Consider the following 26,532-nt stretch of genomic DNA (forward strand, 5'->3'; position numbering starts at 1 on the left):
GAGCAGCTGCTCGACGATCGGGTTTGCGAGTGCTGTCAGACGGCGATGGCGGTCACCGACGAGGGGTGGTTCGTCGCCTACCGCGACCGGTCGGCCGAGGAGATCCGGGATATCGCCTACGTGCGCCGCGTCGATTCAAGGTGGACCGAACCGAAGGCGCTCAACCCCGATGGATGGAAGATCGACGGTTGCCCCGTGAATGGACCGCAGGTCACCGCGAGCGGACGGCGGCTCGCGATCGCCTGGTTCTCCGCGGCCGAGGACGAGCCACGGGTCCAGGTGGTTTTTTCGAGCGACTTCGGGGAGAGCTTCTCGGCACCGGTGCGCCTGGCGGCAAGCTCGCCCCTGGGTCGGGTCGACATCGAGCTGGTCGACGACGGCGCCGTCGTCTTCTGGGTCGAGCACGTCGAGGGGGGGACGGGTGAGGTGCGTTTTCAACCTGTCACCCCGGCCGGGCTTTCGGGCGGTCACGTCCCCGTCGCCCGCACCTCCTCGGGGCGCGCCAGCGGCTTTCCGCGCGTCGTAAATTTCCAGGGTGAGCTCTACATCGCCTGGACCGAGTCCTACGAGCGGGGCGGCCCATCGCGCGTTCACCTCGCGCGTATCGTGCTCGATGGGCGAAACCAGAAATGAGGAATCGATGAGACTTTCTTTGATGGCAACGGCGTGGCTCGGGGCCACCGCGGTGGCATCGGGGCAGGGTCCCGACACGGTCTTTCTAGACGAGCTGACCTGGACCGAGGTCCGGGACCGAATCGCAAACGGAACGACGACGGTCATCGTCGGTTCGGCCGGCACCGAGCAGAACGGACCTCACATGGTGCTCGGCAAGCACAAATTCATCATCCGCTCCGCCGCGGAGAGGATCGCCCGTCGCCTGGGAAACGCTCTGGTCGCTCCCATCATCACCTATGTCCCCGAAGGGGGAATCGACCCGCCCACTGGGCACATGCGCTTTGCCGGCTCCATCACGCTTCCCAACGAGTACTTCAAGAAGATATGCGAGTATGCGGCGCGAAGCCTGATGGCCCACGGCTTCACCGACATCGTCTTCATCGGCGACAGCGGAGGGAACCAGGAGGGGATGGCGGAGGTCGCGCAGGCGTTGAACGAGGAATGGAGAGGCGGCAAGACTCGGGTTCATTTCGCGTCCGACTACTACTCCGGAAACGGCTTTCGCGAGTGGCTCGTCTCCCAGGGTGAGTCCGAGGAGGCGATCGGCACGCATGCGGGAATCTCGGACACGTCGCAGCTTCTGGCCGTCGCCCCGCAGCACATCCGACTGGACCAGCGTGCACCCGGAGGTGGATACGAAGGAAGCGGGGTGAGAGGAGATCCGACGAGAGCCTCGGCCGAGTACGGCGAGAAAGGTATCGAGCTGAAAGTCGAAGCGACTCTGAGGCAGCTGAAGGAGCTCATGGCCGCCCGTTGAGCGACGATGCGATGAAGATTCCCTGCCAGCGTCACCTCTTCGAAATACCCGACGACGTGACTTACTTGAACTGCGCCTATATGTCTCCGTTGATGCGCGAAGTGCGAGACGCCGGTATCGAGGGGCTCGAGCGCAAGGCCCGGCCGTGGACGATTTCGGCGGAGGACTTCTTCACCGGATCGGACGCCCTTCGGAGCGCCTTTGCCGAGCTCGTCAACGCGCGTGCTGACGACGTCGCGATCATCCCCGCGGCGAGCTATGGGGTCTCGACCGCGGCGAGGAGCCTGCCGCTCTCGGCGGGACATTCCGTGCTGGTCGTGGAAGACCAGTTCCCCTCCAACATATATCCCTGGCGTGAGCGAGCCCGCGAGGTGGGTGCCAGGGTTCACACGATCGCTCGACCTGCGGACGGTGACTGGACGCGCGCGGTGCTCGGTGCTCTGGATGGAGACGTTGCGATTGCCGCGCTTCCGCAATGTCACTGGACCGACGGCGGGCTACTCGACCTCGTGGCGATCTCGGACGCCTGCCGCGCGCAGGGTGTGGCGCTGTCGCTCGACGTCACCCAGTCTGCCGGCGCGTACCCCATCGACGTTTCGCGAATCGCGCCCGACTTCCTCACCGCGGCAACCTACAAGTGGCTCATGGGGCCGTACTCGCTCGGCTTGCTCTATGTCTCCGAGCGATGGCAGCGGGAGGGAACTTCCCTCGAGCACAATTGGATCCACCGGGCAAACGCGGAGAATTTCGCTCGACTCGTCGACTACCGAGACGACTTTCAGCCAGGCGCGCGTCGTTTCGACGTGGGCGAGCGTTCGAACTTTGCCCTTGTACCGGCCGCCGAAGCGGGGTTGCGCCGCATTTTGAGCTGGGGGGTCCGGAACCTCGCGGAAACAATCGGTGCGCTCACCGACGAGATCGCCGAAAGGTCGATGGCTCTCGGTCTTTCGGCGTTGCCGCGGGACAAACGAGCGCCGCATTATCTCGCGCTTCAGACGAAAGGGAAGCCGCCGGCGGATTTTCTCCCCAGACTCGCGGAGCAGAAGGTCTTCGTGAGCGTCCGGGGCTCGTCCATCCGCGTGACGCCTCACGTCTACAACGACGGCCGCGACGTCGACCGCTTCATCGGGGCACTCGAAGCTTCTTTCTAGCGATTTGCCCCCGCCTGATGGCCGCGCCTATCATACGCCATCCCGATGAAGGTCTACCTCGACACCGTCCGAGAGGTCCTCGAGACGGGAACACGAAAGGAGAACCGCACCGGGGTCGACACGATCTCCACCTTCAACATCAACTACGAGGTCGATCTGGCGGGCGGCTTTCCCCTTCTCACCACGAAGGCTATTTCCTGGAAGAACATCGTCATCGAGAACCTCTGGTTCCTCTCGGGTGTCCCCGACATCGGGCTGCTGCGTCGGCACGGCTGCAAGTTCTGGGATCCCTGGGTGGACGAGTCGGATCGCGTTCCAAGCGCCTACGGAAATCTCTGGCGACACTTCCCCGTCCACGAGAATGGAGAAGCGACTTTCAACGACCAGATCGCCTGGGTGCTGAAAGAGCTGAAACGCCACCCGATGTCGCGTCGTCTCGTCGTGAGTGCCTGGGCCCCCGGCAACGCGCAGACGAGCGCCCTCCCGCCCTGTCATTGCCTGTTCGTGCTGAACGTCCAGAACGATTCCGGAGGGACACCCCGTTTGAATCTTCATTTGACCCAGCGAAGCTGCGACGTCGCGCTCGGCATTCCCTACAACATCGCCGGTTACAGCCTGCTCCTGGAGCTCTTCTCGCACTTCGTGGGCCTGCGCCCGGGCCTATTCGGGCACACTCTCATCGATGCGCACATCTACACGGCGAAGCCGGATGGATCCATGTCGGAATACGACCACGTGCCTGGGCTCCGGGAACAGCTCACCCGCGCGCCAAGGACTCTGCCGCGCCTGCGAATCTCACCGGATCTTCGTTCGCTCGATGACATCGAGGCGTTGCTCTCCGAAGATACGGAAACGGTGCTCTCCGCTTTCGAGCTCCTAGGCTACGAGCCCCATCCGGCGATCCCTTTCAAGGTGGCGGTTTGACGCGGGGCATCATCGCCGCCGTATCTCCTGAAGGTATCATCGGCGTTGGGGGCCGCATTCCGTGGCACTACTCGGCCGACCTCAGGCGATTCAAGCGCCTGACGATGGGCACAACCGTCGTGATGGGCCGCCTGACCTGGGAGTCCCTCCCTCGGAAACCTCTCGCCGGGCGGCGCAACGTCGTGATCACCTCGCGGGACATCGAGGGCGTGGAGTGCTTTCCCACCTTGGCCGAAGCCGTCGACGCCTGCGAGGGCGACGTGTGGTTCATCGGCGGCGCTCGCATCTACGATGAGGCGATGTGTTACGCCGACGTCATCGACCTGGCGCTGGTCCCCGACCGCATCGAGGCGAAGGACGCCGTCTATTTCCCCGACATCGACCCGGCCGTGTGGGAAGCCGGTCCGATCGAGAGCGACCCCAACGATCCGCGGCTGAAGCACCGCATCTATAGGAAGAAAAGGAGAGACAAGGTGACCGAGTCGAGAAGACACGAATTCGTTTCCGCGCCCGAGCTTCCGAAACCTGTGGGACCCTATTCACCGGCGGTGAGGTTGGGCGACCTCGTGTTCGTATCGGGCCAGGGAGGCGTCGATCCGGTGACGGGAAAGCTCGGCGACGGAGTCGAAGCGCAGACGGAGCAGGTCTTCGAGAACATCGAGGCGATCTTGAAGGCGGCGGGCTCGAGCCTCCAAAACGTCGTCCGCTGCGGCGTGTTTCTCGCCGACATCACCGAGTTCTCGAGGATGAACGCGGTCTATGAAAGAATGATGGCGGGCAATCGTCCCGCTCGCACGACCATTCAAGCCGCCGCCCTTCCGTTGGGACTTCTCGTCGAGATCGACGTAATCGCCTATCGTTCGACGGGAGCGTGACGGCGGACGCCGGATGAGCCCGGCGTAGGCTAGAATCTTCGACGGGAGATGCATTTCATGAGCAGGTTGACCCGAAGTCTCACGGCCGTTTCCGCCACCATTTTCACACTCACGTTCTTCACCCAGTTCCTTCTGGCAGGAAATGCCCCCGAGCGAGCGCGTCACGGCATGGTGATTTCACAGAATCATCTCGCGTCGCAGGTCGGAATCGACGTGCTGAAGGCGGGTGGCAACGCGATCGACGCCGCCGTGGCGACGGCCTTCGCGCTCGCGGTCACTCATCCGACCGCGGGCAACATCGGAGGGGGAGGCTTTCTCGTCTATCGTCCGGCCGTGGGTGAGCCCGAAGCCTACGATTTCCGGGAAGTGGCTCCGGCGAAAGCGAGTCCCACCATGTGGCTCGACGAGCGCGGTGAGTACAGTTACGAGCAGCACCATCTGAGCTATCTCTCGGTCGGGGTCCCGGGGACGGTGGCGGGCTTGCACCTCGCGTGGAAGGAGCGGGGGAGCCTTCCATGGGAACGGCTCCTCGAGCCTTCCATCCGTCTCGCTCGCGACGGGTTCCCCGTTACCGATGCGCTGGCGCGATCCCTGGAGCGTGCGCTCGAGCGCATGCGCCAGTACCCCGCTTCCGTCGCCCAGTTCTCGAAGAACGGCCGTCCGTACGAGCTCGGGGATACATTGAAGCAGGCCGATCTCTCCGAGACGCTGATCCGGATCTCGGAAAATGGATCCGCGGGATTCTACGAGGGCAAGACCGCCGAGCTCATCGAGAAGGACATGATGGCAAACGGGGGTCTCATAACCAGAGAGGATTTGAAGTCTTACCAGGCCAAGCGGCGGGAGCCGGTTCGCGGTACGTACCGCGGCTACCAGATCATCTCCATGCCGCCGCCGAGCTCGGGAGGCATCGTTCTCGTGGAGATGTTGAACATCCTGGAAGGCTATGACTTGAGAGGTGAAGGATTCGGCGCGGCTCGAAACCTCCATCGGATGGCGGAAGCGATGCGGCGGGCTTACTCCGATCGGGCGCGATATCTAGGCGACCCCGATTTCAACCGTTCCATCCCCGTCGAGCGACTGACGTCGAAAGACTACGCCGCCGAGCTACGCCAGACGATTCGACTCGACCAGGCATCGTCGTCGTCGCCCGAGAGCTTCGTTTGGTCTTCGGAAAGCCCGGAGACGACCCACTTTTCCATCGTCGATGCCGAGCGAAACGCCGTGGCCGTCACTTATACTCTCGAGTACGGTTACGGGTCCGGCATCGTCGTCGCGGGAGCCGGGTTTCTTCTCAACAACGAGATGGGTGATTTCAACGCCGGCCCGGGTCTCACCGATGCGAACGGGCTCATCGGCACCGAGCCCAACCTCGCCGCTCCGGGAAAACGGATGCTCTCGAGCATGACCCCAACGATCGTTGCCAAGGACGGCGAGCTCTTCATGGTGACCGGAAGCCCCGGTGGCAGGACCATCATCAATACCGTGCTCCAGACGATCCTCAACGTGGTGGATCACGACATGAACGCCCAGGAGGCGGTCGACGCTGGTCGCATTCACCACCAATGGCTGCCCGACCGTCTCAACTATGAGCGATACGGCTTCTCCCCCGACACGCTTCGCATCCTGAACTGGCTCGGACACGAGCTTCGCGAAAACGATTCCCAAGGAGTAGCTCAGGTGATAGTCGTAAATCGCGAGGACGGGATGCTCGAAGGCGGGCTCGATCGAAGAGCTGCCGATGGCGGGGCAGCCATCTACTGAAAGGCAGTCGTCCGCGATCATCGCGTCCGGTCTGATAGCTCGAACCATTTGACCGGATGACCGGCTTGAGATAAGGTGTGCGTCTTCGAGAAAACTCGTAATGGGACGAGGGCGCGTGAAAATCGCGTTCGGAGCTGGTTGCGCGAGGATTGATGCGCGCCATGAAAGGCAGGAAACCAATGAAGGATTTCGTAAGGAAGACTGGCATTCTCTGGCCGGTGTTGGCTCTCGTCGCGGTGGTGTCTCTACCGCAAGGCGTCGGAGCTCAGATTTTCGGCTCCGACCCCGAAGGCCTCAAGATGACCGACAGCCTCATCAAGAAGGCCGAAGATGTGATCAAGGAAGCCGTAACCGCCCGAGGGGAGATCGAGAAGACCCTGGGTTCCTACAATGCGCTCTTCGAGAAGACCGATTCCAAGGAAATTCGTGACTCCTACAAGGGGATCGAAAAGGGGATCGAGCGAAGCGAAAAGCAGCGGGAAGAAGTTCGCAAGAAGGTGGACGAGATGAAAGTCGAGGCCGAAGCCTACTTCGCGAGCTGGAGCCAGAGCATCGAGCAGATCACGAGCGAGAATCTGCGCAAGCGCAGCGAGGAGCGGATGGTCGAGACGCGAAAGCATTTCGACGGTGTGTTGAACGCGGTCGAGCAGGCTCGCGGAGAATACGAGCCTTTCATCACGAGCCTCAAGGACCAGTGGACCTACCTCGGCCACGATCTGAATCCGAGCGGGATCGCGAGCCTCAAGCCGGACGCGGAGAAATTGAACGAACGGGGAACAACCCTGTTCAAGAAGATCGACGACGGCATGAAGAAGGCGGGCGAGTACATCGACTCGCTGCGCTCGGCCAGGACCACCACGTCCTGACGACGTTTCTCGAGCGAGCGCGCTCCGGCTCGGAGTCGGAGTCGCGCTCGACGAGAACGATTCCTTCCGCTAGGAATCCGTGGCCAGCTTCTTCAGCCTCTGGAACTCCGTCGACGTCATGATGTCGCGACCTACCGCGCCCACGTCGACGCCACTCGCGAGCCAGTAGCCGTAGATAAACCGTCCGATCGGGTCGGCGGGCCGTCCCAGGAGGAGTCGGTACACCGTATCGACTCGCGCCACGTTGACGGCATCCTCGAGAATGTGCCTCACCTCGCCGATATCGCAGACTCCGAAATCAGCCGCGGTGTCGAGGAGTTGCTGGTGCTCGGACGCATGGGGCGCCCGCCCGAGCTCGGCCTCGAGTAGACGGAAAGCGTCTCGCTCGTCGAGCGCGGTCTCGCAGGTCAGGGCGGGGCGGGTCCTCTTGGACACTTCTTGCATATCGAGCCGATGGAGCTCCTCGAGCTTTTCCGCCACGAGCAACCTGTACTCCGCGATGCGCGAGCTGGACAGCGCTGCGAGCGAATGGTACTGCCAGGTCAGCGCCGAGCCGAGGGCGGCGGCGAGAACGAAAGAAACCAGGTAGATCGCCAGCACCTGGGTCTTCAAACGTGTGAACACTCTCTCCCCGATCACGATCTCGAGGGTTTGCTGATTCCTTTCTTCCTGGCTCATGGTGGCTCCTGACTGACTCGCGGCGTGCGTCCCATCCTACCGTACCCCTCCCGGATGGTGGCGTGCGGTTTCGCCGTCGACGAGATTCCTCCACGCCGATACCGCGTCGCGAGCTCTTCGTAGAGTGCCTCGAGAGCCGACACGGTCGTTCCCAGAGAATATCTCGCGCGCACCCGCCGTTCCGCCATCAGTCCCCTTTCTTGTAGGGCTTCGGGATTACGGAGCGCGTCGAGGATGGCAGAGGCCAGGGCGGCGTCGTCCCTCGGCTCGACGGGCAGGGTCGCGGGATTCAAGTCGGCGATGGCGCCCACCCGTGTACCCGCGGTCGTCCGTCGGCAAGCGGCGGCCTCGAGGACCACGAGACCCTGCGTCTCGTACAACGAGCTCATGACGAGCAGATCCGAAGAGCGGTAGAAATCGGGGAGCGCGTCGTGTGCCACCGACCCATGAAAAGAAACTCTCTTCGCCACACCCAGCTCGGATGCGAGTCGCTTCAGTCCCTCCTTCGACGGCCCATCGCCGACGATGTGGAGCATGGCTCGCGGCAAGGACTGACTCGTTCGGGCGAACGCTCGGAGAAGCGTGGCCTGGTCCTTCACCGGAGTGAGCGAGGCGACGTGAAGGAGCTTGGGAGAGCCCGAGAGAAGTTCGGGCGTGGGCGGGCCTGGAGTGAACCGCTCGAGGTCGACGCCAAGCGGGAGAAAGGTCACGCCACCGTATCGTTCGCCGAGGAGGGCTGCGGCGATCGATCCGGCGGTGACGCACGCCGCGCGCGCAAGAGCTCGGGAAACGAAATAGCGGTTCAAAATACTCGTTCGCCCCCCGTAATCGATGTCCGGCATCGCGACGAGCTCACCGCCGGCAATCGTGACGATTGCGGGCCGTCGCAGCCATCGCGCCGCCTGGATGGCGAGGTAGCCGGGCTCGTCGGCCCAGAACGCATGTATCACATCGAAGGATCGGCGCAGGTGCTGGGAAAGGATGATTCGACCGGCGCGTGAAAGGAGCAGAGCTCGGGAGAGACCCTTCGATTGAGCTCCGGCCACGGGGAAGACTCGGGCGCCGTGGGCTCGATACGGCTCACGGCGATGAGGATAGCGGAGCGCCACGACGCGCACGTCGTGCCGCTCGGAGAGTGAGCGTACGAGGTTCGTGATTGCGGGAATGCACCAGTCTTCATCGCTGGCGGCGAATCCCGGGAGCACGATACCCAGGTTCATTTCTTGAGACCTTCGAGATAGAGGACGGTCACAATGCCTCCGCGAGGCGGGTCCCGTGCCACAGCGAGCGGCAGTGGCCGAAGATCCAGATGGCGGGAAGCAAAGTGACGACGGTAATGGCGAGAAACGCCAGCACCATACCCATCGATCCGAAATGCGCTCCGAGAGGAGCGAGCACGCCCACGGCGAGCAGCCCCTCCGCGAGGTACAGCGGCGTGAAAGGCTCCTTTTTGTGAGCGCGCAGATAGCTCCCCATCGCCAGCCGAAGCTGTTGCAGAACGCTCGCGGCCAGCAGGATGGCGCTCTCGCGGAGAGGAAGAAACCTCTCCGCGACCGGGGAGAGCGACCAGATCACGCCACAGAACGAAACGGCGCCCAGCGTCGAGAAGGCTATCGAACGCGTTGCGGCGCGGCGAAACTCCGCGTCCATGGCTTCGTACTCTTGCCGAGCGGCGAGGACGGCGAGCCGCGGGACTCGGGTGACGACAAATGAGAACGCCGTGGACATCAGCGCGCCCGCGACGCCAAGGGTCATCCCCATGCGGCCCGCTACCTCGGGGCCGTGGGATGCGAACAAGACCGGGGTGAAGAGGGAGAACAGCACGTAACCCCCGGCAGAGCTCACGGCGAAACGCCACTGCAGGGGCCAAACCTCTCGCCTCCAGGAGATCGAGGCCGACACGATTCCGAGATGGTCGCGAATGAAGCCGATGCCTTGGCGCCCCAGCCCGGCGAGCCCCGTGCCGAGAGACACGGCCCGTGCAATGGGGATGGCGGCGAGGCCGCTCCCTGCCAGGATCGCGATGATCGCGGCGACACGATCCGAGACCGCCTGAGCGAGGCGAACGGCATAGACCTCGTCGACGCGGTTCACTCCCTCGAGGACGGAGAAGAGCGGCGTGGTGACGAACCTTGCCCCAGTGAGCACGCACGAGAGCCACCAGATCCCTTCCCAGGCGATTGCGGTGTCGGGTGCAAATGTCCGGAAGTAGATACTTCCCGAAAGCCCCAGTCCAACTCCCACGACCGCGCCAGTTGCGAGGTACCATCGCAGCGCGATGCGCACGAGCGAAGCGAGGCGCGAGTGGGACTGGGGTTGCGCCCATTCGTGACTCGCCAACTGTTGCACGACGCCACCGAACCCGAGATCCACGAGAGTCTGAAACGTGAGAAGAGACAGGAACGTGTAGTAGAAGCCTTGCTCTTCGGGTGAGAAGACGACGCCGACGATCGCGAGAGTCACGAGGCCCGAGAGGCTCCCCCAGATGCGATTCAACATCGCGTATACCGTCGCCATCATCGGCTCTCCATCACGAGCTTCATTCCCAGCTCGGCCACGCGGGCGGGCTCGTAGCGGGTCAAGCAGCGCACGTCGCCGAACCGACACAGCTCTTCCATGCAATAACCGCACTCGAGATCGCCCGAGTCGAGGCAAATCGATCGCGCGCCGAGGGGCCGTGACCAATCGCCCCGGCTCGAGCCGAAAAGCGCGATGGTGGGAACGCCGGAGCTCCATGCCATGTGCATGAGCCCGGAGTCCTCGGATAAGACGAGATCGGCTTTGCGGACGATCGCGAACGCCTCGGAGGGAGTCGTGAGGCCGACGAGATCGAGAAGCCGACCATCGAGCTCGGCGCGCAGGGCCTCGGCTTTCCGCTTCATCGAGGGAAGCCCAAGGACGAGAAAGCTCGTGGGTCGGTCGTCGATCTTCTGCCACGCGCGGGCAAAGCGGGCGTAGCTTGCAACCGGCCAGTTTCTCGACGGAAAGGCGCCAGCGGGGTTGAGAACGATCAGTCGGTGCTCTTTTCGGAAGCCGGCTTCCGCGAGGAGGTCTCGTGCCCCTTCGTGCTTGCGGAGAACGAGATCGGCGTCGAGGCCTGCCGGACCCAGTCCCGCCGCGTCGAGAGCTTCTCGCGTCCTTTCTCCCGCGGGCCGAGGAGCCGTGGTATCGAACCGCGAGGTGCGATGCGGGCGCAGGAAGCGGGTCACCGCGCGGGAGATCTCGTTGTTCTGCAGATCGACCACGACGTCGTAGTCCCTCGATATGAGCCGGGGAAGAAGCACGCTGGTGAAGAGACATTGCAGCTTGAACTGGCGCCCTCCGGTTACGGCGTGAATCCGAGAGAACAGCTCTAGGGAACGGGGAATGGAGGCAAACTCACGGCGCGTGAGCAGATCGATCTCGAAATCAGGGTTACGCCGTTTCACGTCGTTGAGATAGGGAAGCGTGATCACGACGTCTCCCAGGGCATGAAGGCGGATCGCGAGAATGCGGCAGGATCGCGAACCGTTCGAGCGGTTCACGAAGACGGTCTCCGGATCGCCGCGGATGCTGCGCCCAGCGTCATCCAAAAAGTGAGATAGAGCGGCGTCGCCTCGAAGAGGTAGTCCAAAAGGCCGTGGACCAGCACGCCGGCGAGCGAGCAAAGGATGGCCGCGTTCAAGATCGGCAGTGGCCTCGCCAAAAGGCCGCCCAGGGCGGAGCCCATGAGAATCGCAAACGCGGCCGTGCCGAGTATTCCCGTCGTGGCGAGGAGCTCGAGATAGAGGCTGTTCGAGAAAGTCCTCGTGTCCCATTCGTCGTGACCGGCCGCGGGGCCGTAGAGCCAGCGAAAGTTGTCCGGGCCGACGCCGAGCAGGGGGCGGGAAGCAAACAGATGAAAGGCGCTCGTCCAGAGCTCGAGACGTCCGGGGCGCCAGACCGTCCGCGCCGTCTGCGGAGCCTTCTGCGAATCCGCCTTCTCGACGTCGCCCACCGTGACCGTCACCGGGGATCCGAGGCCCACCTTGTCCGAGAACCAGGTCGTGTGCTCGTGCACCATGTCCCAGACGAGAAGGTAGTTTCCTGGATTTCTCGGCGCTCGAACCGTCGAGGCGAGCAGGATCGACTCCCCCGGCGCGACCTCGCGTCCGAGCGAAGTCCGTTCGCCTTCGATCGCGACGGGCTCGATGACCTCGCCGCTTTTCCGGAACCAGCGGTAGGACAGGTGAATGGGTTTGGATCCGCCTCCCGCCCACGTGAGCTTGCCGGCGTTGATGGCCTTGACGTTCGTCTGGGTGAGCTCGGCGGGTGCGAGAGCCAGGGACTTCTCCATGGGCTCGATCCGTGCCTGGTACCAGCTTCGGTCGCCCTCGCTCGAGATTCGCCAACGGAACGTGGGATCGGAGAGGAACGCGACGACGGTGACGACGCAAAAAGCCCCGTGCAGTCGAGCGAAGAACGGTGTCGTCCGTGTTAAGGCCCAGAAGAGAAACGTTCCTGTGAGCGCGCCCAGGAGGGCACCCCGAGAGTGCGTCAGAAGCACGCCCAAATACATGACGACCGCAGCAAAGAATGACGATCGCGGTCTCGAGCGGAAAAAATAGAGAGCGAAGGGAATCGTCGCGACGAGGAAGCCTCCGAGAAGGTTCGGATAGGAGAAGGTCCCGGTGATGCGCGGCGAGCCCCCGACCTCGAACACCTGCTCGCGAAAAGCGCGCAGCCCGGGAAGAGGGTCCGGCCAGTTTGCGCGCTCGATGAGTCCGATCGTCGCGGCGAGCAAGCCGGCGATGGCGAGGGCCCCGAAGAGGATCCTGAATCGCTGGCGAACCGCGAGGGCAAGCGAAGTCGTGAAGAAAACGACGATACCCGCGAGGACGCGCAGGCTTGCCTTGAAGGGAAGGAGCCGTGGCTCATCGGCCCAAATCGTCGAGACGAGGCAAGCGGCGAGGAAAAAAACGGCGGCCGGTCCAAGAGGTACGGCCCCGCGACCTTCACGCGTGAGCGCGAGCCCGGAGCAAAGCAGGAGTCCCCCGGCGGTGAGCTCGAGCAAGCTCAGCTCGAATCCCCAGATAACTCCGAGGGGCTTCATGGGCTCGAAGGGCAGCGCGAGCGCCAGCACGGCGAGCGGAACGATGGCGCTCACGGTGTTCGCTCCGCGACGAAGACGGGGAAGCGGGCCGGAGGCGGCAGCCCTTTGACCCGGCAGTACAGGCGTCGGGCGACGCGGTGGCCACCTTCGAAGGGAGCCCGGACCTCGACACGAAACCCGGCGAGTCTCAGCAGAGACCGAAACGAGCCGAGGACGAGAAACCCGGTCGTATGGTCGATGCCGTCGATGCCGTATCGTGCGATGTGCTCGGTTCGTCGTCGCTCGACCATCCTGCGGCCCGCGGCCTCCTCCTCGTAGGTCGGCGAATCGGCCACGAGGAACAGCCCGCCGGGGCGAACTACGCGGCGAGCCTCATGAACCGCGCGTTCCAGGCAACGGGCGTAGTGAAGCGAGCCGACGTGAACCACGATATCGAACTGAGCGTCTTCCAGAGGAAGCTCTTCGAACTCGGCGCGAGCTTTCGTCAGAAGGCCTCGTAGCTCTCGCCGATCCTCGGCGTAGCGGGGCAGTGCGCCGAGGCCGTCCTCGGGGTCGAGAGAAATGTCGGTGGCGAGCACGAAGTGCCCCATCCGGGCGAGACGATACGAGAGCCATCCGTTGCCCGCACCGAGATCGAGGACGCGGAGCGAAGCATTGCCGAAGCGCGCCTCGATCTCTGCACAGAGGATGCGGTAGCTGCGAGCCCGCAGCTTCCAGATGGCTCGGTGGCGACCGGTCGTATCGTGCAGAGGAAGGCCGAGGTAATAATCAGGCGGGCCGCCCCATCCTTCCTCGTGTCGCACGGTACGGTAGGCCTCGAGAAACGGTCGAAGCTCGTACTGGCGATCGGAGCGAAGCAAAGGAAGCACCCCGTCCGCACCCTCGATCCGCCGTCCCTCGGTGGGGCAAAGAACGTCGTAGCCGGCTGCGAAGGCCGAGGCCCCGCATTCGGGACATCGAAGCTTGAAAAAGTCTTCGGTCGCTTCACACCGAGCGAGCATGATCGACCTCGGGCACCGATTCCGCCGGTGTCTCGGCGGCGGGCGCGATCCGGGCCCTTCGAATCGCGGCGATCCTCTCCCCCAACGATCGACTGTGGTCGTTGAAGTGGAGCTTGATGAGACCGGGCTCGAGCTTGACCGCGTCCGGACGGTCCGATTGTCTAACCCGTCGGCCGAGGTGCCAGCCGAGAACCCGCCAGGAAACCTGCTCGATGAGCGCTCCGAAAGGAGCCAGGGCGCATTCCCAGAAGAACGAGCCGACAGTCTCGTCTCTCGCGCATTCGTCCTGAAGACGGGGATATCCTTGCCAGAAGTTGGGGAAGAACCGTGCGCCCCACGCGTTGGCCCGGACCAAACGGATGTACTGGTCTCGTCCGAAGAGCGGCTTCATCCCCACGATCTGACTCGCGGTGAAGGGATCTCGCTCGGCGAGCTCGAGCCGATCTTCCGCTACGAAGTAGTTCAGGCACAGCGTTCTTCTCAGCCCGAGAACCTTCATCACCGCGAAGAGGTAGAGGGCCACGGTCCAGGCGCGCCCCCGAGCCGTCACCAGAAACAGATCGATGTCCCCGTCCTTGGCGTTGTCGTGCGCGCTGGCCCCGGACAAGGCGACCATTCGGACGAACGGAGCTCGGCGAACCAGTCCGATCGCGTGACGCTTGCTCTCCAGAAGGGCTCGGGTCCGGAGGCGCGCGTTGCGCCGAGTCGCGATGCTGCTCCTCTGACCTGCGAGGAAGTAGTACGGTGGCACGCGGTCGATCCGTTCCTGGAGAAGCGGGTCTTCCACCAGGAGTCGGGCCACTTCCATTTTCGAGGCCGGAACTTCGATCAAGGCGCGATGGATCTCGTCGAGCCTCATGGGAAAGTCGAACTCCGCCCCGTAGGTGATCGTGTCGAGGATGGCCCGCGCCGTGCGTGAGCCCGACACCAGGCGAGGCCGCGCTCGAACGGTCGCCCGCCCGAGCGCCTCCTGGTATACCTCGAGCGTTTCGCTCACGGTGCGCTCCCAGCTGAACGAGCGCGCCCGTGCCAGGCCGGTTCGCGCGAGCCGCTCGCGCAGACTCGCGTCCGAGAGTCCCGAGTCGATCCCCTCCGCAAGCTCGACTTCGTCGAACGGATTCACCCGAAGCGCGGCGCCCCCGGCAACCTCCGCGAGAGACGAGGTATTGGAGGTGACGACGGGAGTGCCACAGGCCATGGCCTCGACGACGGGAAATCCGAAACCTTCGTAGAGCGACGGGTAGACGAACAGCTCCGCGTGGGAGTAGAGCGCGGGAAGGTCGCTTTCGCTGGCGTAGCCGAGCCTCTTGACCCGGCTCTCCAGGCCGAGAGCCTCGATGGTGGCGATGAGCTCCGACGAATGCCAGCCCAGATCCCCTGCGAGGTAGAACCGATGATCCGGGAACCGTGTGGCGATTCTGGCGAAAGCACGGATCGTGCGAACGAGGTTCTTCCGCGGCTCGAGAGTGCCGACGTAGAGAAGGTAGGGACGCTCGACACCGTAGCGCTCCGCGAGCGACGCCGCAGTCGCCTCGCTTCGCGATGGGCGAAACTCCGGATGGGGTGCGTGGGGGATGGCTCTGATTCGCGCGCGATCGATGCCGAACAGTTGTGCCACGTCCTCTCGCGCCGACTCCGAGGGGGTGATGACATGACGGGCGCGCCGGGCGATCTCGGGCGATAGCGCCTTGGTCAGGAGGCGCTTGCGCCAGGTGTGGTGGCGTGGCATGAGCTCGAGCGTCATATCGTGCACGGTCACCACGTAAGGAACGTCGGTGAAGTAGGGTCCGAGAAAATTCGTGAAATGACAGAGATCGGGGCGAAGACGTTCGAGCACGAAAGGGAGCACGGCCTGCATCCAGACGGCGCGGACGGGAAAGCGACCCTCGAGTACGTTTCGCGTTCTCGGAAACTCCGGGAGATCGAGCTCTCGGTTCGAGAGGACAAGAACCTCGTCGACTGGATTGGCTTCGCCTCCCACCTGCGTCAGCCGTTCCAGGAGGCGCTCGGTGTAATAGCCCACGCCGGTCTTGTTGCCCCGAATGGTCGTGGCGTCGAATGCTAGGAGCACGACGAGAGCTCCTGTGTCTCGAGGGTGTTTGGCTTTGCCGGGAAGAGAACGAGGTCCGCCATCAGGCTCGAACTGACGATGGTCAAGCTGAGCTCGGCGATGAGCACCGCGATCGCCGCTCCCGTGGCGCCGTACGAGGGAACCAACATCACATCGAACGCCACTCCCACAGCGAGACGCACGGCGATGGCGGCGACGAGTCGCCTCATTCGATGCGCCGCGATGAGGACGTGCGTCGTCGAGGCGTTGACGAACACCGCGAGAAGCGTGATGCCGAGGTAGACGAGAGGGTTCGCCGCCTCTCGGAACCCCTCGCCATAGAAGGCAACGGTGAGAGTCTCCGCGAACAACGTGAAGGCCACGACAATTGGTAAGGCGAGTGCAAGGGACCACGCGAGAAGCAGACGCGCGAGCGAGGCGAAGTCGCTCCGGCCGAATCGCGAGGCGAGCAGCGGAAACGTCCCCGCGGCAAGCCCGCCGGACACCACGAACGTCGCCTCGAACAGCCGAAAGGCAGCCTGGAAGACACCCGCTTCGTAACTGCCCCGCAGGGCGGAAACGATGAAGAGGTCGGCCCGCAGGTAAACGAGAGTGATCACACCGGTCGTTGCGAGCGGCACGGCTTCTCGCAGCAGCGTTGCCGCGCCGGCCGTTGACGCGCGGCCCCACTCCCGGATCGTCGCCGCGGCGGCGGCAAGAGCGAGCAGAAGAACGACGAGGCTCGCGGTCGCGAGTCCGAGCGCCAGATTCTCGACGGATTCACCTCGGGTGATCGTCCACGCCGCCGCCAGGATCCAGCCCCCGCGAAGTAGAGCGAGCAAAGCCCCTTCCCGTCCCACCAGGCCGCGGCTTCTCAGAGCGACTCCGAACAGCTCCACCCAGGAGCCGAGCAATTGCGCCGCGAGAAGGAGGAGCAGGAGCCTCGAGGGGGAATAGACGAACGATCCCGCGGCCACGATCCCTGTCAGCATGAGCTTCGCGGCAACGGCACTCGCGAGGACCTTGGTTGAGGGGGAGCTCGACATCGCTCGCAGGCTGACGAGATGAAGGCCGAGGTCGGTCAACTGGGCGATCATGAACGCCCCGTACCAGTACACGGCGTAGCTTCCGAAGCCGGACGCGCCCAGACTGCGGGCGAGCAGAATCGAGAGAAGGAAACCGAACAGACGTCCCAGAACGTCCCAGGCCAGCTTGGTCGAGCCTGCAGCGAGCGCCTTTCGTGTTAGCTCGCTCACGCGGAAATCCACGAGAAGAGACGAAGCAAATCGCGTGCCTTGGACCGAGAAGCGCGAAGCGTGGGTTGGTTCCGCGTCGCAAGCGTTCCGCGCGTTACCGCGCTCGTAAGCGGATTACGTAATGAGGAAAGTCGCGAGAGCTAACGCGACTCTGCCTCGAACCCGCCTTCGCTAGAGCTTCGGCGGGACCGCCGTAGTCTTGACGGAGGCGGCCGACGAGGCGGCACTTCGTGTCCACCTTCGACCGTCGGCCTTCGAGAGCGCACTTCCGGGTTTCCCTTGCGGGACCACCTCGAGAGCGCGATGCGAGCTGCGGTCCATCGCGCGAGATTGGCGAGGCAACGCGCCAGTCGAAGGGGATGGGGCAGCCTCCGGAGCTCGCGCCGCAAGCGGAACTCGCTGTGAACGAGGCGATAGAGAGCCCGGTAGAACTCCGGCGGGTAGGTTCCAACGAACATCAGATCGAGGTCGTCACTGTGAGCCCAGTTCGACTTGACGGCAAGCTCCGCTCGAACCCGCTCGTAGAAAGGCGTTCCCGGCAGCGGGTAGCTGACCGATATGCCAATCTCGTCCGGCGCCGCGTCCCGCACGAGAGACCGGGTGCGGGCGATATCACTCCAAACCTCGCCGGGATAGCCGAACTGCAGGAAGAAGCCCACGGCCATGCCTTCGGCTCTCAGCAGACGCGTGGCGTCGACAATCTGCTCGACCGTCGTCCCCTTGTCCATCGCATCCAGGATTCGCTGCGATCCGCTCTCGGCTCCGACCCATACGCTTTCGCAGCCGGAACGTCTTAGAGCTCGCGCCACACCGTCGTCGATCAGGTCGACCCTCGCCTGGACCTTGTAGGGGGTCGCGCAGCCTCGGGCCTCCACTTCCTCGGAGAATGCCTCGACCCAACCCGGCTTCAAACCGAATATGTCGTCCGCGAACCAAACGTGATCGGGCTCGATGGTCCCCTTGAGCCACGAAAGCTCCTCGGCGACCGCCGCCGGGGACCGGACGTTGTAACGTTGTCCGTAGATTGGCTTCGCACACCAGTTGCAGCGATAGGGGCAGCCGCGGGTGGTGACCATGTTGATGGAAAAGCGCGTATGTCGGGCCCTCCAGGCCCGGCGGTAGCGCGCGATGTCCACGAGGTCCCAGGCGGGGAACGGGAGCTCGTCGAGATTACGCAGGAATCCGCGCGCCGATGTCTTCACGACGCGTCCATCGGGATCGACAAACGCGAGCCCGGCCACTCGTTTCGCTTCATCACCGTTGCCCGACGATAGCGCCTCGGCGAGCTCGAAGAGTGTTTGCTCGCCTTCTCCAAGGATGGCGAAATCCATCGGCGTCTCCAGATAGGACTCCAGGTGATCGGTGGCGTCCGAGCCGTGCACCACGACGAGTGCTCCCCTGGCTCTGGCGAGCCTGGCTTTCGTGCGCGCGGCTTCACGCATGTTGGTGAGACACATCTTGGACAGATAATTGAAGTCGTCCTCGTAAATGGCGACGAGATCCGGACGGAAGCTTTCGAGGTGGGCCTCGAACTCGGCATGGCCCGAGACCAGCATCGAGTCCGAGAGGCGCACGTCGTGCCCGCCCTGCCTGAGCCTCGCCGCAGCGTACAGCGTTCCGAGAGGTGGATAGGGCTCGAGGTTCGACGCCTGTTTGGGATCCAGCTCGAGCTGGTAGGCGGGCGAGAAGAGAACTTTCATTCGACCTTATGGTAGCTCAAGCAGGGTGATGACCAACTCAGCCCACCCTGTGCGAGCGGAGCGTTCGACTTCGCCAAGGCTTCGTCGAAACCGCGATTAAAGGTCCCGCCACGGCATTGAGTACTCTATTGGAAAAAGTCCCTGAGCTATACTCGGCGCGGCCGATGATGAGGACCGCGCTCTGTCTCGCCCTAGCGGTGTCTGCGTCTGCTTCCGAGCGAATCCGGTACGGTGGAGAGCTGATCGTCAATTACTCCGCCCGCGACGAAGGCTATTTCAATTTCGTGCAGTACGACCGCAGCGGCCTGAGAATCTTTCGCGTCAACTTCGCCGCCGAGCTCCACGCGAACGATCATTTCGCCTTCCTGACCGAGATTCGAACCGACAATCTCGATGTGCCCTTACCCTACGCGCTCTACGTTCGCCTGAAGCCGTGGCCCGAGCGTTCGGTAGACATCGAGGTTGGACGGATTCCTCCGGTCTTCGGTGCGTTTGCGCGGCGACGCTACGAACAGGACAATCCTCTCATCGGTTACCCCCTCGCCTATCAATACCCCACGGTGATGCGAGCCGACGCCGCGCCGGCGTCGGTATCGGAGCTCTTGTCGCAAAGAGGCAGGGGGGCCATGGTCTACTATTCGATCGGCGAGCGATCGTTGAGCTCGGGTCTTCCCATATTCAACCCTTTGAAATGGGATACGGGTGCCTCGGTGCGCGCGGCCAACCAACGGCTCGAGGGCGCGCTGGCGGTGACTCAAGGCACGGTGACGAATCCTCTGGTCCGGGACGACAACTCGGGAAAGCAGCTCGCCGGTCGCCTGGGATGGCGTCCCGGTCCGGCGTGGATCGTCGGGGTCTCGGGAGCGCGAGGCGCCTACGTGAGCGACGAGGTCGGTGCCGAGGGCTTCCAAACGGCGTGGGGAATGGACGCGGAGTTCTCGCAGGGTTACTGGATCCTCCGTTCGGAGCTGATCTGGAGCCGCTGGGACGCCCCTACGCTCGACGTGGGACCGCTCGACGCGCTCGCGTGGATGCTCGAAGGTCGATACAAGCTCGGTCCAGGTTTCTATGTGGCCGGTCGAGCCGATCACATCGGCTTCTCGCAAATCGTTGCGACGTGGGACGCGCCGGTGAGCCGGTTCGAGATCGGTGTGGGCTACAACTTCCACCGCCATGTGCTCGGCAAGTTCTCGATTCAGCACAACCGCAGGGACGGCGGGCGGGTAAGGTCGGACACGATTCCCGCGGCCCAAGTCCTCTTCTGGTTCTGACGGATGGCGGAACTGAGGCGAGTCGTGTTTGCGTCTCTTCCCTCGGCTCGAATCGTTGGGCTCGCCCTCGCCTCGGTCCTCGTAGGAGTAGGGGGCGCGGGACCGGCCGACCCTACGACCGGAGCCATCGTCGGGCGTGTGGACGTCAAGCTTCCATTGGGCCCGCCGCGCGAGCGTCCCTCGATCCGGGGGTCGAGCTCTTTGACCACCACCGATAGGGGGCGCCCCGATAGAAGGCAGAGCGTCGTCTACATCGCGGTAGCTCAACAGGGCGCTTTCGAAGCGAGCGCGAGGCGGCGCGCGACCCTCGACCAGAGGCAAGAGACTTTCGTTCCCTACGTTTTGCCGATCACCGCGGGAACGTCGGTGGATTTTCCCAACAGCGATCCTTTCTTTCACAATGTCTTTTCCCTTTCCAAGGCGAAGCGCTTCGATTTGGGCCGCTACCCGAAGGGCGAGACCAAGTCGGTGCGTTTCGACGAGCCCGGCGTCGTTCGCGTGTTCTGCGAGATTCACTCGCATATGAGTGCATTCGTGCTCGTCTTCACGCATCGTTACTTCGATGCGACCGAGCCCGATGGTTCCTACCGCATCGACGGCGTGGCCCCGGGGACTTATGATGTCGTGGTCTGGACCGACGGGGAGGATCGGGTGCGCCGGAGCGTAAGGGTGAATGGGGGAGAGACGACCGAGGTGGATTTCGTAGTCGAGTGAAGCGCGCGTGAAAGCCATATCGTCTCTCAAGAACCGCGTCTTTCTGGCCTCGGCATTCGTGGCCGTCCTGTCCATCGCGCTCGGGACGCATCTGGTTACCGTGCGTGTCCGGGCGGAGGCCGAGGCGGAGCTCGAAAGAGATCTGACGCGGGCCGCGGAGCTTCTGGCAGAACATTACCGCTCGCGCACCGAGACCCTCCATCAGATGGCCTGGCTCCTGGCCGACCTGCCGAGACTCAAAGCCGCCGTCGCGACCGGGGACGGCCCGACGGTCGAGCCCATCGCCCGCGATTACAAAGATCGCGTCGGACTGGACATCGTCGAGATCCGTGACGACGAAGGTGAAGTGCTGGTAACCCTCGGCCGCCGAGGTGCCATGGAGGCCATCGAGCTGGCGACCCTCCCCATCGCCGTCGGCCCGGAGCCCATGGAGGAGCTGGGCACCCTGAGCGTTGGTTTCTACCTGGACGACGCGCTGGTGCGGGAGATGCAAGCCATCACCCAGAGTGAGATCGCGCTCGTTGCCGACAGACGAATCGTAGCCGCCACGCTGCCGATGGATGCTCGGCCCCTTCATGACGATGATTACGCCGTGAGGGAGGTGGCTATCGGCGAGGGAGGCCTCGAGGCCTTCGTCATGCGCTCGCGCAGCGAGCGACTGTCGTTTCTGACCACGTTTCGCCAGGGGCTCGTCGTCTCCGCGCTCTTCGGCATCCTCCTCGCCGTCATCTTGAGCTATGCCGTTGCCCGAACCGTTACCCGGCCGCTGGGGGTGATCTCGGAAGCGATGAGAGAGATGACTTCGACGGGTGATCTGACACGGAAGATCGAGCTCAGGGGAGTCCTCGTGGACGAGGATGCCACGCTCCTGGCATCGGCGTTCAATCGTCTGACCGATGCCATCGCTCAGTTCCAGCGTGAGGCGGCTTCGAAGGAAAGACTTTCCGCGCTCGGAAGGATGTCGACGGTACTGGCGCACGAGATCCGCAATCCTTTGATGATCATCAAGGCCTCGCTTCGCAGCCTACGTCGCGAAAAACCCTCGAGCGAAGAAGTGGAGGAAGCCGCGTTCGACATCGACCACGAAGTCACTCGGTTGAATCGAATGGTGGGCGACGTGCTCGATTTCGCGCGGCCGATCAAGCTCGACCTGCAACCGGCCGATTTGAATGCCATCTGCACCAGCGCCGCCGAGGCCGCCTTCATCGGTGCCGACTCCCTCAGATACGAGCTCCGTCTCGACGATCGTCTCCCCTTGGTGGTGACCGACGGGGAGCGCCTTCGCACCGCGCTGGTCAACATCCTCGCCAACGCCAGGGAAGCGGTGGTCGCCGCGCCCCCGCGAAGCGGTAACCACGACGCCGACGTGGAGCTCGAGACCCGGATCGAGCGAAGCGACGCGATCTCGATCTTCGTACGTGACCGGGGAGTGGGTATCCCACCCGAGGACCTTCCCAAGATCTTCGAGCCCTATTTCACCGCCAAACGCAGCGGGACAGGCCTCGGCCTGGCCATCACGAAGAACATCGTCGAGTCTCTCGGCGGCAGCGTCGTTGCCCGGAGCCGACCGAGCGCCGGCACCGAGATCGAGATCGGCCTGCGGTCGAAGTTTCCTGATGGGACGGGAGTGTAGGCGGTTTGCGAGGCACCATTCTGCTCGTCGACGACGAGGAGCGGATCTTGAAAACCCTGGCTCGCGCCCTCCGCGACGACGGCCACGACGTCTTCGTCACCGCGAGCCCCATCATGGTGCAATCGATGCTCGCGGAACGGGACTTCGACCTCATGATCGTCGATAACCGCATGCCGGAGATCTCCGGGCTGGAGCTGATACGAACCGTGGTGGAAACGAGCGTGCCCGGAGACCGACCGGAGATGGTGATGATGACGGCACACGCCACGGTCGATAGTGCGATCGAGGCGATGCGCCTCGGAGCTTTCGACTATCTGCAGAAGCCCTTCGAGGTGGACGAGCTGCTCGTCGTCGCCGGCAAGGCGCTCGAGCATCGCCGGCTGCGCAACGAGCATCGTTACTTGCTGAGCGAACAGAAAACCGAGTTCAACAACTACGGTATCGTGGGCACGAGCGCGGCCATCCGGGCGGTCATCGAGAAGCTCGGGCAGGTCGCCCAGTCCAAGAGCACCGTGCTGATCACCGGGGAGACGGGAACCGGGAAAGAGCTCGCCGCGCGGGCGATTCACGATCGGAGCGCGGAGCGAGGCATGCCTCTCATCAAGGTCAACTGTGCCGCGATACCGGAGACGCTGCTGGAATCCGAGTTGTTCGGCCATGTCAAGGGGTCTTTCACCAGCGCCACGACGAACAAGAAAGGGAAGTTCACTCTCGCTCACGGCGGGAGCATCTTTCTCGACGAGATCGGCATGCTCGGCCAACCGCTCCAAGCGAAGCTCCATCGCGTGCTCCAGGAGCGGGAGTTCGAGCCTCTCGGCTCGGAGCGTACCGAGAGCGTCGATGTGAGGGTCATAGCGGCCACCAACCGCGACCTGAGGAAGATGATTGCGGCGGGCGAGTTCCAGGAAGACCTGTACTACCGGCTCAGCGTCATTCCCATCGAGCTTCCCCCGCTGCGTTCGCGGCGCGAAGATATTCCCGCCCTCGTGGCGCATTTCGTGGGAAAGCACCGTCGGAGAACGGGAAAACATGTCGAACGGGTCTCGGACGAAGCCCTGGAGAAACTGTGCGCCTACGATTGGCCGGGCAACGTGCGTGAGCTCGAGAACACGATCGAGCGCGCGGTCGTGTTGACTCGCGTGCCCGTCATCGGGCTCGAGGAGCTCTCCCTGACTCCTTCGGTGGGCGCGAGGCGAGAAGGACTGCCGTCTCAGAAGCTACACAAGAACATCGAATGGGCCGAGAGGGAGTCAATCAGCCGCGCGCTCGAGCAGGCGAAGGGACTGAAGAAGGGCGCGGCGGAGATCCTGGGCATCAGCCAGCGCGCCCTCAGCTACTACCTGAAGAAATTCGACTTCGACTGACTATGCCGAGCTTTCAACGGCCGACGAACGGATTGTAGAGCGGCACCGAGGATCCGCACCGGCGTTCGGACACGATGCTCTCGTAGACTTCCTTCGGCACCGAAGGCCCCTTTCGCGAGCAGTGCTTTTCGAAGGCCTCGGTCAGGCTCGCGGCGAGCATCTCGTCGTTCATCCTCTCGATGTGACGTCGCTCGAGCATGTGAACCAGAGCGCCGTCCTTGAAGAGCGCGACCGAGGGTGAAGAGGGTGCAATGCCCACCATGTATTCACGCGCTCGCTCGGTCGCATCGCGATCGACGCCGGCGAAGACGGTTTTCAAGTGGTCGGGAATGATTCCGTGCTGGAGCGCGCGGGTGACTCCGGGCCTCGCCGAGCCCGCGGCGCAGCCACAGACGGAGTTCACGACCACGAGGGTTGTTCCTGGTGCCTTCATCGCCTCGTCGACGTCCTGAGCCGACGTCAGCGGCTCGACGCCGCATTGGGCGAGCTCCTCCCACATCGGACGAACGGCTTCTGGGTCATAGAGTGGTTGCATCGAGAATCCTTTCTTTCCCACGAAAATAGCACCGCGACGTTGCGCGATCAAATTGGCCGCGAGAAGGCTAGGCACCGTTGTCCAGTCTGTGCCATGCTGGGCGCAACAGGCAGCGTTCCCATTTCGGGACCTCGGGGAAGTCCCGGCTGAACGGCTGGGACTTCTCCAGAAACCCGCGCAAAGACGAGCGATCGTCAGTCTTCATCGGACGAGGCCGCCCAGGCGATGGCTCCAGCGATATGCGCCCGGAACAGCGGGTCCTGGTACGACTCCCTCGTGTGGCCGAGCGCCGTATAGAACGCGCGGCCTCCGAGGTTTCGATGGTGCCACACGACGGGGTGGTCCCCCATGGCATGCTCTTCGACGCCATAGCTCGTCTCGTCCAGCGAGACGAGGACCTCCACCCGCCCACGAGGATTGCCGTCGAAGGTGTAATGCTCGTCGGTCCTCACCCAACTCTCGGGAAGCATGCGGGTCGCGGGATGGTCGCGTCTCTCGACGACGTAGCCGGCTGGCTGGATCCCCGGATGCGATTGGAAGTAAGCACCTACGAGCTCCCGATACCAGGGCCAGTCACGTTCGGTATCCGATGCGGAATGGATGCCGACGAAGCCTTTGGACGAGCCGACGAATTTCTGGAGGGCGGCTTGTTGGTCGCCGTTCAGCACGTCACCGGTCGTCATGAGGAATACGATGACGTCGTAGCGCGCGAGATCCTCGGTCCGGAAGACGGTCGAGTCTTCGGTGGCATCCAGACGCCAACCCCGTTCGTCCGCGATCGCCTCGAGGGCGCGAACGCCGTCGGGGATCGCCTCGTGCCGGTAGCCTTCGGCCTTCGAGAAGACGAGCACGTTGATGGCAAGCAAGTACGCAACGCCCACAACGACGTCAATGATACGCGATCGCTCTCAGAACCGCAGCGCGATTCCTCCGGATACCTGAAAATAGGTCGGCTCGAACGTGACCGGCTCGAGCTCGTTCTCGAGCTCCTCCAATAACAGCTCTTCCAACCGGGTGACGGGCTCGGCCGCGCGGCTCCAGGTGAAGGTCGCGGTCCTGAACTGGAAGAAGCGTCCCTCGGCCACGAAAGAGACCGTGTCGGAAAGCTGGACCTCGACGCCGGCGCCCCCGTTGAAACCGAGCCGTCCGGCGTGTTCTTCGGTGGGGAGCGCCTCGGCCTCGACGGCGACCGTCGCAGGCTGTACCAGCTCGATCCCGAGGACGCTGACGCTCAAGCGGGCGTTCTGAATCGCATTCAGCCGAAGCTCCGGAAGGTAGCTGACCCCGCCCGAGGCCACGAAGCGCGCTCGCCCTCCGGTTCGCGCCTTCACGTTCAGGGACAGCGGATACAGCCGCTCGACGTCGACGGTGCCGGTACCGAGATCGAGGACCGCGGTCGCGTCCGGCAAGGGCGCGGGCAGCGCCAAATCCGCCGTGAACACGGGCCCTTCGGTTTGGATATCGAAATCGACGGTGTCGATCCGACCTTCGATCGCCAGGAAATCCTGGAAGTAATAGGCGACCGAGCCCCCGAATGCGAAGCTCCCGCGGGCGTCGAGCGCGAGCACGCCGCTTTGTCGGATCGTGGCGCCGGAAAAATCTGGAAGATCGATGTTGGGCTCGTAGCTCAATCGCGCTTCGTAAGTCGGCGCCGTCCAACCCCCGAGCACCGAAACCTCCCATCCCTCCGCCGCCCCGGAGCTGGTCGCGACGAGCATTTGAGTCAGGATGAGCCACCGCATCGGAGTTCTTCTGGAGAAACCAGGCCGAAAAGAGGCGTCGCGCAAGGTGTGATGATACGCCATCGCGAATCAGAGCGCCTGACCGTGCCCATGGCGAGCTCGACCTCAAGATTTGCCACGAGTTGGAGTGCACTCTCCCAAACGGCCGACCCTGAAGAGCTCGAGAGGTATAGCATGGTTTTATGAAGCGGCGGCGCGGGAAGAAACAATTTCGTTGGCAGGAGAGGATCGGCAACCTTGTAAGGCCTTCTGGTTCCCCTCCGCCTTGACCATTCCTTGGGAAGCCGACACATGTCGGTCGTACAATAGAATTGGGATGCTCGCTGTGCTACCGACCGCCGATCGCCGTCCTATTTCGCCGCCACCTCGCGTGCGCACTCCAACCGAAGCGGTGTCTGGACGTTGCGAGATCCGTTTTGGCTACTCGAAGTGTATCGAAGTGTCAGGCACCCAGATACTTTCCGGCCACCGGTCGCTTGAAATAGTAGTTGTGCCGACATGAGCG

General features: G+C 63.5%; 22 protein-coding genes and 1 pseudogene. 11 read left to right on the forward strand and 12 right to left on the reverse strand.

The features are described from left to right. From VEK15_13705 to VEK15_13735, 7 genes are all read left to right on the forward strand, one after another. Window positions 1-633: hypothetical protein (locus VEK15_13705; GenBank protein HXV61747.1), on the forward strand; the 633-nt coding region annotated here is incomplete at its 5' end. Between the two features lie 7 nt (window positions 634-640). Then, the gene (locus VEK15_13710) at window positions 641-1,432 is read left to right on the forward strand and encodes a creatininase family protein (protein ID HXV61748.1); all 792 of its coding nucleotides are present in this window, start codon (window positions 641-643) and stop codon (window positions 1,430-1,432) included. Continuing rightward, window positions 1,429-2,583, forward strand: a complete 1,155-nt coding sequence (locus tag VEK15_13715) for an aminotransferase class V-fold PLP-dependent enzyme (GenBank protein HXV61749.1) — start codon at window positions 1,429-1,431, stop codon at window positions 2,581-2,583. Before VEK15_13710 ends, VEK15_13715 begins: the two co-directional genes overlap by 4 nt. Window positions 2,584-2,628: 45 nt before the next feature. Beyond that, window positions 2,629-3,507, forward strand: coding sequence for a thymidylate synthase (gene thyA, locus VEK15_13720; GenBank protein HXV61750.1), 879 nt, complete (start codon window positions 2,629-2,631; stop codon window positions 3,505-3,507). Beyond that, window positions 3,504-4,382, forward strand: coding sequence for a Rid family detoxifying hydrolase (locus VEK15_13725; protein HXV61751.1), 879 nt, complete (start codon window positions 3,504-3,506; stop codon window positions 4,380-4,382). The genes thyA and VEK15_13725 overlap by 4 nt, the downstream gene beginning before the upstream one ends. A gap of 57 nt (window positions 4,383-4,439) precedes the next feature. Beyond that, entirely contained in the window at window positions 4,440-6,146 is a 1,707-nt protein-coding gene (ggt, locus tag VEK15_13730) for a gamma-glutamyltransferase (GenBank protein ID HXV61752.1), read from the forward strand. 179 nt (window positions 6,147-6,325) lie between these two features. Continuing rightward, window positions 6,326-7,012 (forward strand): DUF2959 family protein, encoded by a 687-nt coding sequence (locus VEK15_13735; GenBank protein HXV61753.1) that lies wholly within the window; start codon window positions 6,326-6,328, stop codon window positions 7,010-7,012. A 69-nt stretch (window positions 7,013-7,081) separates the two neighbouring features. On the opposite strand, the gene VEK15_13740 is transcribed toward VEK15_13735, so the two are convergent. The 9 genes from VEK15_13740 to VEK15_13780 all read right to left on the reverse strand — a co-directional run bounded on the left by VEK15_13740 (window position 7,082) and on the right by VEK15_13780 (window position 18,768). Then, the gene (locus tag VEK15_13740; protein HXV61754.1) at window positions 7,082-7,690 is read right to left on the reverse strand and encodes a hypothetical protein; all 609 of its coding nucleotides are present in this window, start codon (window positions 7,688-7,690) and stop codon (window positions 7,082-7,084) included. Beyond that, complete coding sequence (locus tag VEK15_13745; protein ID HXV61755.1) at window positions 7,687-8,910, reverse strand: glycosyltransferase; 1,224 nt, start codon at window positions 8,908-8,910, stop codon at window positions 7,687-7,689. The genes VEK15_13740 and VEK15_13745 overlap by 4 nt, the downstream gene beginning before the upstream one ends. Window positions 8,911-8,938: 28 nt before the next feature. Further along, entirely contained in the window at window positions 8,939-10,210 is a 1,272-nt protein-coding gene (locus VEK15_13750; protein ID HXV61756.1) for a hypothetical protein, read from the reverse strand. Beyond that, window positions 10,207-11,214, reverse strand: coding sequence for a glycosyltransferase family 9 protein (locus VEK15_13755; GenBank protein ID HXV61757.1), 1,008 nt, complete (start codon window positions 11,212-11,214; stop codon window positions 10,207-10,209). The genes VEK15_13750 and VEK15_13755 overlap by 4 nt, the downstream gene beginning before the upstream one ends. Beyond that, on the reverse strand, window positions 11,211-12,815 hold the full coding sequence (locus tag VEK15_13760; GenBank protein ID HXV61758.1) for an O-antigen ligase family protein: 1,605 nt from the start codon (window positions 12,813-12,815) through the stop codon (window positions 11,211-11,213). The genes VEK15_13755 and VEK15_13760 overlap by 4 nt, the downstream gene beginning before the upstream one ends. After that, window positions 12,812-13,762 (reverse strand): class I SAM-dependent methyltransferase, encoded by a 951-nt coding sequence (locus VEK15_13765; protein HXV61759.1) that lies wholly within the window; start codon window positions 13,760-13,762, stop codon window positions 12,812-12,814. Before VEK15_13765 ends, VEK15_13760 begins: the two co-directional genes overlap by 4 nt. Continuing rightward, window positions 13,746-15,833 carry a glycosyltransferase family 1 protein gene (locus VEK15_13770; protein HXV61760.1) on the reverse strand — a complete coding sequence of 696 codons (2,088 nt, stop codon included), beginning with the start codon at window positions 15,831-15,833 and terminating at the stop codon, window positions 13,746-13,748. The genes VEK15_13765 and VEK15_13770 overlap by 17 nt, the downstream gene beginning before the upstream one ends. After that, on the reverse strand, window positions 15,824-17,068 hold the full coding sequence (locus VEK15_13775; protein HXV61761.1) for an oligosaccharide flippase family protein: 1,245 nt from the start codon (window positions 17,066-17,068) through the stop codon (window positions 15,824-15,826). Before VEK15_13775 ends, VEK15_13770 begins: the two co-directional genes overlap by 10 nt. Before the next feature lie 140 nt (window positions 17,069-17,208). Then, a complete protein-coding gene (locus VEK15_13780; GenBank protein HXV61762.1) occupies window positions 17,209-18,768 on the reverse strand; it encodes a radical SAM protein in 1,560 nt (519 codons plus the stop codon). Window positions 18,769-18,932: 164 nt separating this feature from the next. Here VEK15_13780 and VEK15_13785 point away from each other — a divergent pair, with 164 nt between their 5' ends. Genes VEK15_13785 through VEK15_13800 form a run of 4 tightly spaced genes read left to right on the forward strand, consistent with a single transcriptional unit; the run spans window position 18,933 to window position 23,750 of the window. Beyond that, window positions 18,933-20,039: a hypothetical protein gene (locus VEK15_13785; protein ID HXV61763.1), complete on the forward strand. Its 1,107-nt coding sequence runs from the start codon at window positions 18,933-18,935 to the stop codon at window positions 20,037-20,039. Window positions 20,040-20,063: 24 nt separating this feature from the next. Continuing rightward, entirely contained in the window at window positions 20,064-20,753 is a 690-nt protein-coding gene (locus VEK15_13790) for a carboxypeptidase regulatory-like domain-containing protein (GenBank protein ID HXV61764.1), read from the forward strand. A gap of 7 nt (window positions 20,754-20,760) precedes the next feature. Further along, window positions 20,761-22,386: an ATP-binding protein gene (locus tag VEK15_13795; GenBank protein ID HXV61765.1), complete on the forward strand. Its 1,626-nt coding sequence runs from the start codon at window positions 20,761-20,763 to the stop codon at window positions 22,384-22,386. 5 nt (window positions 22,387-22,391) lie between these two features. Then, complete coding sequence (locus VEK15_13800) at window positions 22,392-23,750, forward strand: sigma-54 dependent transcriptional regulator (GenBank protein HXV61766.1); 1,359 nt, start codon at window positions 22,392-22,394, stop codon at window positions 23,748-23,750. A gap of 118 nt (window positions 23,751-23,868) precedes the next feature. Here VEK15_13800 and VEK15_13805 read toward each other — a convergent pair. The 3 genes and pseudogenes from VEK15_13805 to VEK15_13815 all read right to left on the reverse strand — a co-directional run bounded on the left by VEK15_13805 (window position 23,869) and on the right by VEK15_13815 (window position 26,027). Next, window positions 23,869-24,285 (reverse strand): annotated as a pseudogene (locus VEK15_13805) (BrxA/BrxB family bacilliredoxin). Between the two features lie 194 nt (window positions 24,286-24,479). Continuing rightward, window positions 24,480-25,166, reverse strand: a complete 687-nt coding sequence (locus VEK15_13810; protein ID HXV61767.1) for a ThuA domain-containing protein — start codon at window positions 25,164-25,166, stop codon at window positions 24,480-24,482. A 27-nt stretch (window positions 25,167-25,193) separates the two neighbouring features. Next, window positions 25,194-26,027: a hypothetical protein gene (locus VEK15_13815; GenBank protein ID HXV61768.1), complete on the reverse strand. Its 834-nt coding sequence runs from the start codon at window positions 26,025-26,027 to the stop codon at window positions 25,194-25,196. Between the last annotated feature and the right edge of the window lie 505 nt (window positions 26,028-26,532).

This window comes from Vicinamibacteria bacterium (genome assembly GCA_035620555.1).
In the GTDB taxonomy this organism is placed as follows: domain Bacteria; phylum Acidobacteriota; class Vicinamibacteria; order Marinacidobacterales; family SMYC01; genus DASPGQ01.